The sequence below is a fragment of the Halomonas sp. SCS19 genome (genome assembly GCF_040147015.1).
In the GTDB taxonomy this organism is placed as follows: Bacteria; Pseudomonadota; Gammaproteobacteria; order Pseudomonadales; family Halomonadaceae; genus Halomonas; species Halomonas litopenaei.
The window spans coordinates 1,757,311-1,770,337 of the sequence record NZ_JAMSHN010000001.1; the positions used below are offsets into that span (position 1 = coordinate 1,757,311).

11 protein-coding genes are annotated in these 13,027 nt (G+C 63.7%); 5 read left to right on the forward strand and 6 right to left on the reverse strand.

Annotated elements, in window-relative coordinates; all coding sequences use genetic code 11:
- Nucleotides 1-3: 3 nt before the first annotated feature.
- The 4 genes from iolD to NFH97_RS07530 all read right to left on the reverse strand — a co-directional run bounded on the left by iolD (nucleotide 4) and on the right by NFH97_RS07530 (nucleotide 6,027).
- Nucleotides 4-1,866, reverse strand: coding sequence for a 3D-(3,5/4)-trihydroxycyclohexane-1,2-dione acylhydrolase (decyclizing) (gene iolD / locus NFH97_RS07515; protein WP_045993156.1), 1,863 nt, complete (start codon nucleotides 1,864-1,866; stop codon nucleotides 4-6).
- Nucleotides 1,867-1,976: 110 nt separating this feature from the next.
- Nucleotides 1,977-3,893, reverse strand: a complete 1,917-nt coding sequence (locus NFH97_RS07520; protein WP_045993155.1) for a bifunctional 5-dehydro-2-deoxygluconokinase/5-dehydro-2-deoxyphosphogluconate aldolase — start codon at nucleotides 3,891-3,893, stop codon at nucleotides 1,977-1,979.
- A 260-nt stretch (nucleotides 3,894-4,153) separates the two neighbouring features.
- Nucleotides 4,154-5,062, reverse strand: coding sequence for a sugar phosphate isomerase/epimerase family protein (locus NFH97_RS07525; protein ID WP_045993154.1), 909 nt, complete (start codon nucleotides 5,060-5,062; stop codon nucleotides 4,154-4,156).
- A gap of 131 nt (nucleotides 5,063-5,193) precedes the next feature.
- Entirely contained in the window at nucleotides 5,194-6,027 is an 834-nt protein-coding gene (locus tag NFH97_RS07530) for a TIM barrel protein (RefSeq protein ID WP_349624627.1), read from the reverse strand.
- A 402-nt stretch (nucleotides 6,028-6,429) separates the two neighbouring features.
- Here NFH97_RS07530 and NFH97_RS07535 point away from each other — a divergent pair, with 402 nt between their 5' ends.
- The gene (locus NFH97_RS07535) at nucleotides 6,430-7,293 is read left to right on the forward strand and encodes a MurR/RpiR family transcriptional regulator (protein ID WP_045993152.1); all 864 of its coding nucleotides are present in this window, start codon (nucleotides 6,430-6,432) and stop codon (nucleotides 7,291-7,293) included.
- Between the two features lie 85 nt (nucleotides 7,294-7,378).
- Nucleotides 7,379-8,185 (forward strand): 5-deoxy-glucuronate isomerase, encoded by an 807-nt coding sequence (iolB, locus tag NFH97_RS07540; RefSeq protein ID WP_349624628.1) that lies wholly within the window; start codon nucleotides 7,379-7,381, stop codon nucleotides 8,183-8,185.
- Between the two features lie 194 nt (nucleotides 8,186-8,379).
- Here the strand turns inward: iolB and NFH97_RS07545 are convergent, their stop codons facing one another.
- Nucleotides 8,380-9,321: a sugar phosphate isomerase/epimerase family protein gene (locus NFH97_RS07545; RefSeq protein ID WP_349624629.1), complete on the reverse strand. Its 942-nt coding sequence runs from the start codon at nucleotides 9,319-9,321 to the stop codon at nucleotides 8,380-8,382.
- A gap of 206 nt (nucleotides 9,322-9,527) precedes the next feature.
- Here NFH97_RS07545 and NFH97_RS07550 point away from each other — a divergent pair, with 206 nt between their 5' ends.
- From NFH97_RS07550 to NFH97_RS07560, 3 genes are all read left to right on the forward strand, one after another.
- Complete coding sequence (locus NFH97_RS07550; RefSeq protein ID WP_349624630.1) at nucleotides 9,528-10,577, forward strand: LacI family DNA-binding transcriptional regulator; 1,050 nt, start codon at nucleotides 9,528-9,530, stop codon at nucleotides 10,575-10,577.
- A gap of 141 nt (nucleotides 10,578-10,718) precedes the next feature.
- The gene (locus tag NFH97_RS07555; RefSeq protein ID WP_287163560.1) at nucleotides 10,719-11,090 is read left to right on the forward strand and encodes a TA system antitoxin ParD family protein; all 372 of its coding nucleotides are present in this window, start codon (nucleotides 10,719-10,721) and stop codon (nucleotides 11,088-11,090) included.
- Entirely contained in the window at nucleotides 11,087-11,707 is a 621-nt protein-coding gene (locus NFH97_RS07560; RefSeq protein WP_213227419.1) for an ATPase, read from the forward strand. Before NFH97_RS07555 ends, NFH97_RS07560 begins: the two co-directional genes overlap by 4 nt.
- Nucleotides 11,708-11,747: 40 nt before the next feature.
- On the opposite strand, the gene iolG is transcribed toward NFH97_RS07560, so the two are convergent.
- Complete coding sequence (iolG, locus tag NFH97_RS07565; protein WP_349624631.1) at nucleotides 11,748-12,734, reverse strand: inositol 2-dehydrogenase; 987 nt, start codon at nucleotides 12,732-12,734, stop codon at nucleotides 11,748-11,750.
- Between the last annotated feature and the right edge of the window lie 293 nt (nucleotides 12,735-13,027).

A 13,027-nucleotide genomic window follows, 5' to 3' on the forward strand; every position in this document is an offset into this window, starting at 1 on the left:
GGCCTAGAGATTTCTGGCCTGACGCGCCTTGTGGGACTGATAGCGCTCGCGGGCGTCCACCACCTCCTGACGCGGCGAGACTTCAGGCACCGCCACGTCCCACCAGGCACCACCTTCCTTGGTGTCGTTGAGGCCATCGGTGTCGATGGCGATCACATAGCTGATGTCGGACGCCTTGGCGCGCTCGAGGGCCTGCTCAAGCTCAGCGATATTGGCGACCTTCTCGCTATTGGCGCCCAGGGCGGCGGCGTGGGCGGCGAAGTCGGTCTTGGGCGCGCCGGCCTCGACGCTCAGGCAGTCCTCCAGCCGGTTGTTGAAGCCGGGGCCGCCGCAGAATTGCTGAAGTCGATGGATGCAGCCATAGCCGCGATTGTCGAGCACCACCGCGATGATCTTGTGCCCCAGCATTACCGAGGTGGCGATCTCCGAGTTCATCATCAGGTAGGAGCCGTCACCGACCATCACGAACACCTCTGAATCGGGCAGCGCCATCTTGGTGCCGAGGCCTCCGGCAAGTTCGTAGCCCATGCAGGAGTAGCCGTATTCCATGTGGTAGCCGCGATCGAAGCGAGTACGCCACAGTTTCTGCAGCTCGCCCGGCAGCCCCCCCGCGGCACACACCACGATGTCGCGTTCGCCGGCGGCGCGGTTGACCGCCCCCACCACCTCGGCGTCACAGGGCAGCCCGGTGCCGCGATCCTGGGTCACCCGTTCCACGGTGGCATTCCAGTCATCGCGCAGCGCGGCCGCCCGCTCGCTCCAGGACGAGGCCGGCCGCCACGGGGCGGTGCCCTGCTCGAGCCCGTCCTTCAGGCTGACAAGGCTCAGGCGGGCATCGCCCACCAGCGGCTGGGCGTAGTGCTTGACCGCATCGAAGGAGGCCACGTTGAGACACAGTATCTTCGCCTCGGGGTTGATCAGCGCCCGGGAGCCAGAGGCGAAATCGCCAAGCCGGGTGCCCACGGCGATGATCAGATCCGCTTCCTGGGCCAAGCTGTTGGCGGCGGCTGAACCGGTCACACCCAGGGTGCCGACGTTGCTGGCATGGTCCCAGGGCAGCGCGCCCTTGCCCGCCTGGGTCTCGGTCACTGGCACCTGGTAGCGGCTGACGAAGGCGTCGAGCTCAGCCAGCGCCTCGGCGTAGTGGACGCCGCCACCGGCCACCAGCAGCGGTCGCTCGGCCGAGCGGATCAAGGCGATGGCTTCGTCGAGCTCGCGCGGGTCGGCGGCCTGACGGCGCAGGTGGTGTACCTTCTCGGCAAAGAAGTGCTCGGGGTAGTCGTAGGCCTCGGTCTGGATGTCCTGGGGCAGCGCCAGAGTCACCGGACCACACTCCACCGGGTCAGTCAGCACCCGCATCGCCTGGGGCAGCGACGTCAGCAGTTGCTCCGGCCGGGTGATGCGATCGAAGAAGCGACTCACCGGCTTGAAGCAGTCGTTGGAGGTCAGGGTGTGGTCGTGGAAGTTCTCGACCTGCTGCAGCACCGGATCGGGCTTGCGCGTGGCGAAGGTGTCGCCCGGCAGCAGCAGTAGCGGCAGTCGATTGACGTGGGCCACCGCCGCCGCGGTTACCATGTTCACCGAACCAGGACCGGCGGAGGCGGTACAGGCCATCACCTGGCGCCGATTGAGCGTCTTGGTGAAGGCAATGGCGGCGTGGCACATGGCCTGCTCGTTGTGGGCGCGGTAGGTCGGCAGCGTCTCACGGGCCTGATACAGCGCCTCGCCGAGACCAGCCACGTTGCCGTGGCCGAAGATCGCCCAGACGCCGGGAAACAGCGGCTTGATCTGGCCGGCGACGTTCACCTTCTGGGCCTGCATGTAGCGGATCACCGCCTGGGACATGGTCAGTCGAATCGTGGACATGGCAATGCTCTCGGAGATGGCTGCCGGGTCCTGAGAGGACCCGGATTATCGTTATCTTGGTCATGGTCTGGGAGCGCTACCACGCTCACCCCCATTTCGCTCATTCTCGTTCAGACGCTCTGGCGTTCTTTCCAGCAGTCCACCAGTTCGCGGTAATTGGCGACGACATCGTCGATCAGCGCCTGGTCGTCGGCCTCGCCGGCGAGCCAGCGACGGCTGGGCTCGGCAAAGATCGAGCGCCCCACCGCGAAGCCCTTGCACACGTCGAACCCGGCACTGTCCATGAAGCCCTTCTTGAGCATCTCGAGGGGCGCATCGAGCCCCAGCATCACCACGCCGCGACAGTGGGGGGCCCGTCGTGCCAGCAGCACGCTGATGCGCTCCCAGGCCGCGGGGGTCTGCGGCGGCAGCTTCCACCAGTCGGGATAGACGCCGAGGTTGTAAAAGCGCTGCATGGCGTTGAGAAAGGTATCGTCATCGCTTTGCTGATCCTTGGGCGGAATGATCTCGAGCAGCAGCTCGTGCCCGGTCCGGAGGCAGGCGTCATACAGCTCCACCACCTGGCGCTCCTGGGTGCGGCGCAGGTCGAGCTGGTCCTCCGGGTGGTAGAACACCAGGCACTTGACGATGTGCTCGCGAGGCCAGGCGGCCAGTCGGGCACCGATATTGCGCCCGCCTTCCAGCTCGATGGGACGCGAGCTCGGCAACTCCACCGGGCGGCCAATCCACCAGCCGCGCCCGGTCACGTCGTTGAGTGCATCCTGACCGTAGGTGTCGTCGATCAGCACGCCCATCTGGCTGTCACCGATATGTCCGGCGCCCTGCTCCGCCGCCTGCACCAGCAGCCGTTTCAACGTCTTGATCCTTCCAGGGTCGGCGCCGACCTCCCGGGCCATGTCGTAGAATTGCTTGCGATGGTCGAAGGCCAGCACGCACAGATCCGACCACTGCGTCGGGCTACGCTGGGTGGTGACCCGGTGCAGGTGGTTGAGCCGCGTGTCCAGGTCGGGACGCGGGATATCCTCGGCGCGACTCAGGTAGTCGTCGAGTTCCTCGCTGCTGGGAATCGCCGGGGCACAGCCGTGGCGGGAGACCACCAGGGCCCCGCAGGCGTTGGCGTAGGCACAGCTTTGCTCATGACTTTCGCCGTTGAGCCAGCCGCGCAGAAAACCGCTGAGGAAGGCGTCACCGGCACCCAGCACATTGAGCACCTCGACACGTACCCCGGTGAATACCTCGAACTCGGACTCGCTGTCGGGAATCTCACCGTCGAGCACGGTGCAGCCCTGCGCCCCCAGCTTGAGCACGATGGAGGCATCGCTCAGCTCGCGAATGCGCTTGAGCGCGGTGATGGTGTCGGTGCTGCCACCGGCGATGTGGACCTCTTCCTCGGTGCCGACCACCAGGTCCAGGTCCGGCAGAATGGTCTGCAGGTGGGCGCTGACACCATCATCGGAGATAAAGCGGGTCTCGCCGTCACCCAGCGAGGTCAGGCCCCACAGCACCGGACGATAGTCGATATCGAGAATCACCTTGGTGCCGGCCGCCTTGGCGTATTCGATGGCGGTCTTGCTGGCCTGATAGGTGCCGTCGGTGGAGAAATGGGTACCGGTGATCAACAGCGCCCGACTGGAGGCGATGAACTCGGGATCCATGTCATCGGCACTGATCGCCATGTCGGCGCAATTGTCGCGATAGAAGATCAGCGGAAAGGTGTCCTGATCCTTGATGCCCAGGATCACCAGACCGGTGAGTCGTTCCTGGTCGGTGATGACCTGACTGACGTCCACGCCCACCCGGGCCAGTTCCTCGCGTACGAAGCGCCCCATGTGCTCGTCGCCGACCCGCGTCAGCATGGCAGACTTCAGCCCCATGCGAGCGGTACCGTAGGCGATATTGGCCGACGAGCCGCCGAGGTACTTGTTGAAGGACGACATGTCCTCGAGCCGGCTGCCGATCTGTTCGCCGTAGAAATCCACGGCCGCTCGGCCCAGGCAGATTAGGTCCAGCGTCTTGTTGGTGGTCATGGCGTCACCCTGGTGTGGTCACGATAAGCCGTGCTCTGCCCGTGACGGGCGTCCCGACGACTTTGGATTGTTCGTTCTATTTGAATCCATGATAGAACTGATATTCCACTCGTTCAATCTCTGGAACAGCCGATTCAGTTCATCTTTGGTCGTAGCAGTGTCCGGGAAGCACGGGAGCCTGCCGTTACGCTACCGGGCGGCAAGTCGCCCCGCCCGGTGGCGTCGGACAGGGCGTGGAGGTAGCGCGGCCAGGACGAGCCTCAGCGTGGGTTGAAGTAGGTATCGACGTAGCGCTGGATCTCCTGGCGCATAAAGCGCGAGGAGTCTTCGGCGCGCTCTTCCCAGGCGAACACACAGGCGGTCATGATGCCGTCGAAGCCGACCTCGGCCAGCGTCTTGAAGAACAGATCCCAGTCGATCTCGCCCTGGCCGATATCCAGATGCTGGTGGATGCGTGCGGTGGAGCCCGGCGGATTGATGATGTAGCGCAGCCCCGACGATCCCTTGTGATTGAAGGTATCCGCCACGTGGACGTGGGCCAGCACCGGGGCGCTGTCACGGATCATCTGCGCCATGTCATCGCCAAAGTGGAAGGTATGGGGTGCGCAGTAGAGAAACTTCACGTTGTCCGAGTCGATGGTACGAATCATGTCCACCGCCGGGTGCAGCGTCTCGACAAAGTCATCCGGGTGTGGCTCGACGTTGAGCTGGATGCCTTCGCGCTCGAAGATCGGTACCAGCTCCTCCATCGAGCGCCACCAGGCGGCCTCGCTGGATTCGGTGGTGGCGCCGCCATGGCAGCAGGCTGAGCAACTGCCACGCTCGGGGTGCGGGCCACGACCGAACTCGGAGTTCATGGTGTCCACCCCCATTTCCACCGCCACCTCGATGGCCTTCTTCCAGTACTTCACCGCCGCCTGGCGCTCGTCCTCGTGGGGACTGGCCCAGCGGAACATCGGCAGCAGCGAGGCGATCTCGACCTCGCTGTCCTTGAGCGCCTGCTTGAAGGAGCGCAGGCGGGACGGGAACACCCGGGGGTGGACGAACCAGTCGAAGAAGTCATCCCGGGGCGACAGCTCGAGATAGTCGTATCCCAGGTCCTTGGCCAGGCGCGGCAGCTTTTCCAGGGGCACGTGGCGATGCATGAAGGGGTCGAGGGCGATTTTCATGGCAGTCTCCTTATCGTTGTTCACGCTCAGTTTCAGGAAGTTGTCATTGATCCAGGTGGGTGGCGTTCGGCCAGACACGGGTGGATCGCAGCGTGGTCAACCTCAATGGATGTGGCGGTCACGGCGGCGATTCAGGCCACGCCATCGCGGATGACATCAATGCTGCGCGCGAGGGCATCCGCCGGATCCTGCAGCGCGTGTACCGACTCGGCGAAGGGCTCGAAGGACAGGTAGCCGCGATAACCATCGGCGAGCAGGCGACGCACCTGTTCGACGTTGTCGAGGCGATCGCCCTCACCCACCAGCACCCGGTCGCCGTCGAGCATGGCGTCGAAGGTCAGCGTCGGATCCTCGACGCCGGACAGGTGAACCAGGCCGGTGCGCGCGGCGAACAGCGCCGATTCACCGGCCCCTCGATGGTGAAAGGTGTCGTGCACCAGCGATAAGCGCGCCGACTCCGATGGCCCCAGGATGGCGACGGCCTCGTCGATGGCGGCCAAAGCGTCAGCCTTGAGTCGCAACGACGAGCGAGGAAAGCCCAGTGGCTCGACGAACCCCACGAGCCCATGACGACCAAGGATTGGCCCCAGCTCCACCAGCGCCTTTACCACATCGGTGGCTGTTGGTGCCTCGTCGGGCGCGGCGACCAGCGGACACAGCACCAGACCCCGGGCGCCCGCCGCCGCTGCCCGTTCGGCCAGGTGCTCGGCCTGAACGGCGCGCTCCTTGCCCCACACATTGAACGGATACAGCGCATTGACGCTGAGCACGCTCAGACCCAGCTCCCGGGCCAGCTCTCCGGCGGCAACGGCCTGCTCGAGGGTCGCCAGGCTGTTGTCGCCGACGTCGTTGCGCAGCTCCACCGCGTCGATGTCGAGCTCGACGGCCAGGCGCATCAGCTGCTCGATGGAGTCGCGAGGACAGACCATATGGTTAAGGGCAAAGTGCAGTGATCGAGATGCCATGGGGCGCTCCCTGAGCCGAGAAGAAGGTGCCGGAAACGTCACATCAGAACTGTTTGCAACCGGTTAGGTCGCACTTTAGAACAAAAATTCCCAAGGTCAAATGGAGGGAATGTTTCCTCCTTTGATGCCTTGGCATTCAGCTGATTGTGGCTTTTTCCCGCTAATCAATCATCTGGGCTCGGCTTCTAGCCCACGAAGACCGACGGCGTGGCCGCAACTTGTCGACCAAAGTACAAGGCGACCCCCTCCTCCAGGGGAACAATGATAGCCTTGGCACTGAATGAAACGTTCCATCCGAACGTTCTATACTAAAGCATAAATGGAATTTTTATTCCCAATTGACTAGGGTGATCCCAGACGACGGCCAACGCTGGGCAACACCCTGCAACCGAGTGAACCGCCATGGCAGAGCTACCTCAGGATTTCAGCGCGCTGGAAGCGCAGATCACCGAGCAGTACCCCGACCTCAGCCGTCGCCTGCAGCAGACGGCGCGTTTTCTGCTCGATCACCCGCAGGAAGTAGCCTTTTCCACCGTGGCGAGGCTGGCCGAGCAGGCGGGCGTCACGCCGTCCACGCTGATTCGCTTTGCCAACAGCCTTGGGTTCAAGGGCTTCTCGGACATGCAGAAGCTGTTTCGCTCACGCCTGGTGGATGAGTTGCCCAACTACTCAGAGCGCATCCACGCGGTGCGCTCCGCCACCGGCGAGACCCCCAGCGGCTCTCAACTGCTGTGGGAATTTGCCGACGCCAACCGGGAAATGCTCGAGCAACTCCCCGGGCGTACCGACCCGCGCCAGCTGGAGAGCGCGCTGGACCTTCTGGAAGGCGCCGAGGCGGTGCACCTGATGGGCATGCGCCGCACCTTCCCGGTGGCAAGCTACCTGCAGTACGCACTCAACCACGTCGACAAACGCTGCTTCTTGATCAATGCCCTGGGCGGTATGCATCAGGAACAGGCACGGGCCATCGGTCCCCGCGACGCCCTGCTGGCGGTGAGCTTCTCGCCCTACGCATCGGAAACCCGCGAAGTAGCCGAACAGACCCGTGATAAAGGCGTGCCGGTGGTTGCCATCACCGATTCCACCCTGAGCCCGCTGGCCCGCGTCGCCGACGTGACCCTGGTGGTACAGGAAGCGGAAGTGAAGAGCTTCCGCGGCCTCACCGCCACCCTGTGCCTGGCCCAGAGCATGGCCATCGCCCTGGGCGTGCGCCAGGACAGCGCCGCCGACAAGGGCTCGTCTCCCGAGGCCCCCGCCTCGGGCTAGCCGCCAGCTCGCCCCTCGACACTCTGGCCCGCCCACGCCCCGCGCCCTGCGCGACCGGGCAGGCCACCAACAGGAGATCCTGTCCATGACATCGCTTCTTGTACGCCCCCAGAGCCCCGACGCCGACGGCAAGGTGCTGGAAGTCACCCCGCAATCCGCTGGCTGGGACCACGTCGGCTTTCGTGTCCACCGGCTGCAAAAGGGCCAGCGTCTGAGCGGCGAGACCGGCTCACGCGAACACTGCCTGGTGCTGTTGAGCGGACGTGCCACCGTCGCCGGCGCCGGCGAACGCTGGGAGGACATCGGCGAGCGCATGGACATCTTCGACAAGGTGCCACCCTACTCGGTCTACCTGCCCGATGGAGCGGACTTCGAGGTCGAGGCACTGACCGATCTCGAGATCGCGGTGTGCAGCGCACCGGGCCACGGCAACCACAAGGCCAGGCTGATCGCGCCACAGCAGGTCAAGTGCTCCACCCGCGGCGGCGGCACCAACACTCGGCATATCCACGACATCCTGCCGGAGACCGAACCCGCCGACGGCCTGCTGGTGGTCGAGGTCTACACACCGCCAGGCAACTGGTCGAGCTATCCGCCCCACAAGCACGACGTCGACAATCTGCCCGAGGAGTCGATCCTCGAGGAAACCTACTACCACCGGCTGAATCCGAGCCAGGGCTTCGCCTTTCAGCGGGTCTACACCGATGACCGCTCGCTGGACGAGACCATGGCGGTAGACAATGGCTGCTGCGTGATGGTGCCTCGGGGCTACCATCCGGTGGGTGCACCTCACGGCTACGAGCTTTACTACCTCAACGTGATGGCCGGTCCCAAGCGCGAATGGAAGTTCAAGAACGACCCTGAACACGACTGGATCGTGCAGCAACAGTAACCGTACAAACTCCGCCGATTCCGGCAGCCCAGGTAAGGGCTGGCGTCATCGGCGGACCAAGGAACGTCTCTCTCTTTGCCCCGCCACCGGCGGGGCTTTTTTATGGTGCATCGCTTCCCTTTTCCGCCAGCCGCAGGCATGTCAGCCGCGGACAGGCCATCTTGGCAGCAGCCTTGACCAGCCTATTCATATCGCTAACGACTGATGCTCTGCTTCAGCGCGTCGATCGACGACTGGATACCGGCCTCGGTGGACATGGTGAAGTCCTCCATCTCGAGGCTGACCCAGTCGTTGTAGCCCTGCATCCGCACCACCGAGAAGAACTCCTTCCACCACTGAAGATCATGTCCCGCCCCCACCGCCACATAGTTCCAGGCGCGATTGGCGACGTCGGTGACCTCGGCGAGCTCGAGCAGACCGTTGACATCGGCCAGTCCCCGCTCGATGCGGGTATCCTTGCCGTGGCAGTGGTGGATGGCATCGCCCAGTGCCCTGGCCGCGGCGATCGGGCAGGCGCCCTTCCAGAACAGATGCGAAGGGTCCAGGTTCATGCCGACCTTGGGCCCGACCTCGTCACGCAGGCGAAACAGGGTCTGGGGGTTCCACACCAGCATCGCCGAAAAATTTTCCAGCGCGAATCGCTCGACACCGACCTCATCGGCCAGCCTCACCAGGCCGTGCCAGTAGGGAAAGGCGCAGTCTTCCCACTGGTACCGATCGCGCTCGGGCATCTCATCGGGCCAGCTCTTGGTGTAGACGAGCCAATTGGGCACGCTGTCCCCCGGCGCCGCCGCCGGCAGGCCCGACATGGTGACGATGCGCTTGACCCCGATCTCACCGGCGAGCCGGATGGTCTTTTCGATCTCACCTCGGTGGCGCTCGCCGAGTTCCCCCGGGTCGAGCGGATTGCCGGAACAGTTCAAGGCGGCGATCTTCAGTCCCCGGGCGTCGATCTCCTTCAGGCGTGAGGCCAGCAGGCTTCTATCGGCGAGCAGTTCGTCGGCACGAAAATGCGGCGCCGGCGACCAGCCACCACCGGTCATCTCGATACCTTCCACCCCGAGCGCCACGCACTTGTCGAGCATCTCGGTAAAGCTGAGGTCCGCCATCACATCGGTACAGATGGAGAGCTTCATGGCATTGTCCTTGTCATATGGCTGTGTGGTTTCGCCGTTGCTCGGGTGGACACATCGGCGGCGGCGCGGGCACAAAGGGCTCTTCCGACGGCGACCTATGCCAACACCTCAAGAGGGTCAACACCGTCATCCGACACGATGCAACCGGTTGCAAATAGGCCAGCACGAGCCTAGTATGGAATGAAAAATTCCGTCAAGGAGCATCGATGAATATTCGTTCCGATCGCGACCAAGGTCGCAAGGTGACCTCCGCCCAGGTGGCCGAACGGGCCGGTGTCTCCAAGTGGACGGTGTCGCGGGCCTTCACTCCCGGCGCCTCGATCTCAGAGAATGCCCGACAGCGCGTGATGGAGGCCGCCGAAGCCCTGGGCTATCGCCCCAACCTGCTGGCACGAAGCCTGACCACAAGACGCACTCAACTGATCGGCGTCGTCGTCGATCAATTCGCCAACCCGCATACCCAGGCGATGCTGAATGCCGCCACCCTGGCGCTGCAACAGCGGGGCCAGCTGTCGATACTCTTGAATATTTCACCACCAGTGCGCTCCGGTGAGCTGCTCGATATCGCCGAGCGCTTCCAGGTCGACGGGCTGTTGTTTCTCGGCACGGTGCTGAGCGAGGACATCGTGCGCTTTGCTACCGAGCGCCAGCACGTGCCGTTGGTGCAGCTGTTTCGTACCACCGAGGTGGACGGGGTGCAGATCGTGGCAATTCAGGAGCATGCGGCTGGCACCGAAATCGCCCGGCTGCTGCTCGGCGAAGGTCATCGACGGCTGGGCTATCTGGCCGGCCCCGACAGCGGCAGATCACGACTGCCCCGTCTCGACGGCTATCGCCAGACGCTTGAGGATCACGGCCTGACCCTGGCAGCCACGCTGGCTACCACGGATTATCGTCACGCCCTGGGGTATCAGGCGATGCACGACTACCTGCAAAGGACACCGGCGGCACAGCGCCTGGATGCGCTGTTCTGCGAAAACGACATCCTTGCCATCGGCGCCCTCGATGCCCTGCACCAGGCCGGCCTCGACGGACAGCTGGCGATCGTCGGCTTCGACGATATCGAGCTGGCCGCCTCACCGCGCTACCGTCTGACCAGCTACCAGCCGAACCTCGATGCGGTGGTGGACAGCGCCATCACACACCTGCTCGATCGACGTATCCCAGGTGACCCAACGCTGCTCCCAGGCCGGCTGGTGGTGCGCGACTCTCATCGCGCCAACCCAGAGCCTCCTCCCGCAGCCCCGTCACGATAAACCGCGCTGACGTGCTCGTGCATGAACAAGGTTCCATACCGGAACCCGCTATACTAGATTGAAGGGAATAGCAGTCCTTGGCCCCAGCCGCACAAGCCATAAAGGGCGAACTAGCGACGCGGCGCAACGGCAGGAACTCGAATGGCACAGACGATAAAGCTCAATGACGACGAACTACTGGCGGCCGCCAAGGAGAGCAAGGATCTGTTTTCCCGCTCCCTTAACGGCCAGATAGAGTACTGGGCTCGGCTTGGTCGCTTCGTCGAAGAGTCCGGCCTGTTCGACCTGCAGCGGGTGAACCTGGCGCTTCAGGGCAAGCTGGCGGTGGATGAACTATCGCTTCCCGAGCAGCATGCTCACGCCCAGATGTTGTGGCACGCCCTGGAGACTCTCGATGGTACAGACGACACCTTGCTCAAGGATATCGAAGGTGCCGGAGCGGACATCCATGGGCTGGATGACCAACAGCAATTGACCAGCCATCGTGGTCGCGGGGCACGCGATAACTCATGAGGGGCCACCCGCCCCCTATTCTGCACCTGCTGGCCGGGATCAATGGCGCCGGCAAGACCACCTTTTTCTACCGCCAGATCAAGCCCCGTGCGGACGTGCCCTTCATCAACGCCGACGAAATTCAGCGACACCGCTGGCCTGACGAAATCGACAATCCCCAGCGATCCTACGAAGCCGCGACTATTGCCGCCACACAGCGCGAAACCATGATCCGCCAAGGCAGATCCTTCGCCACCGAGACGGTCTTTTCGCACCCTTCCAAACTCGAACTGATTCGCCAGGCGCAACACCAGGGGTTCATGGTGGCGCTCTACCATATCCATGTGGCCACCCCTGAGCTCGCCGCCATGCGCGTAGAGACGCGCCGGCAGCTAGGTGGACACGATGTCCCCGTCGACAAGCTCTACTCGCGCTTTCCAAGGACGCTGACCTACCTTCGCGAGGCGGTCAGGCTCGCCGAGCGCACGCTGGTCTTCGACAACTCACGTATCGGGAAGACCCATCGCCACCTGTTGAGCCTGAGCCACGGGCTAGTGACGCGGCTCAGCGAGGACTTGCCCGACTGGGCACTCGCCCAGTACGGGCCGGAGATTCGACGCTATCGCGGGGAAACATAGCCAACACCCAAACATGGATTCGCGCCTCCCCTCTATCTCTTTACACCTCCTCGACGTAGACCGTGCGCCCCTCGCGACGTGAGATATCCGCCGCCTCGGCCAACCGCAACGCCTCGACGCCATCGGTGATACCGGCGCGGGGCGCGCGGCCTTCCCGCCAGCTCTGGTAGAAGTCGTCAAGCTCGCGGCGATAGGCCTCGGCGTAGCGCTCGAGGAAGAACCAGCGCGGCGCTTCCTCCAGTTGGCCCTGCTTGCCGACGAACTTGAGTCGGGTGTCGCACTCGTTCTGGGCCTGCAACATGCCGTCACTGCCGAAGGCCTCGATGCGCTGGTCGTAGCCGTATACCGCGCGCCGAGAATTGCTGATGGTGCACAAGCGCCCCGAGGCCGTCTTCATGACCACCACCGCGCTGTCCACGTCGCCGGCCTCGCCGATGGCCGGGTCCACCAGACAACTGCCGCTGGCGTAGACGCTGACGATGGGCTCGTCGAGCAGCCAGCGGGCCATATCAAAGTCGTGGATCATCATGTCGCGGAACAGCCCACCTGACCCCTTGACGTACTCAAGGGGCGGCGGCTCGGGGTCGCGGCTGGTGATCGCCAGCGTCTCCAGCTTGCCGATGCGGCCCTGCCCCAATTGATCCTTGAGCGCCGAGAACTGCGGGTCATGGCGACGATTGAAGGCCAAGGCGCAGAGGCTTTTCGCCACACGCTCGGCGGTCGCCCGTGAAGCCGCCAGGTCCAGGGCGATAGGCTTCTCGCACAGCATTGCCTTGCCTGCCGATGCGGCGCGCTCCAGGTAGTCGATATGGGTCGCGGTGCTGGAAGCGATCAGCACGGCGTCGATCTCCGGGTCCTCGAACACGTCATCGATGTCCCGAGCCCGGGAGCCGAAGTCCCGCGCCAGGGTCTCGGCCGCCTCGGGGTAGGCATCCACTACCGCCGCCAACGTGACCTCGGGATGGGCGGCGATGGACAGTGCGTGCACCCTGCCGATCCTTCCTGCTCCGATCAATGCCAGTTTCATCGTCTGCTCCTTGTATCCATGTGCATTGCCGCGAAGGGGTATGCCTTGGTGGCTTTCAGGCGAACGCCATTACCACGATCAATCGTCGATCGACAGCGAGACCCCAAGCCTGTTGCCCAGCCTACGCAAAAAGGAACAAACATTCCGCATAGACCAAAGTATAGAATTTTTGAATTGTTAATTTCTCCCTTGGAATCTACATTTCATAACACGACGAATCGAAACATCCGTCCGCGAGTTCGAAACACGTCCATCAACACTGCGGACGTCTCCGCCCCTACAACAAGACGACC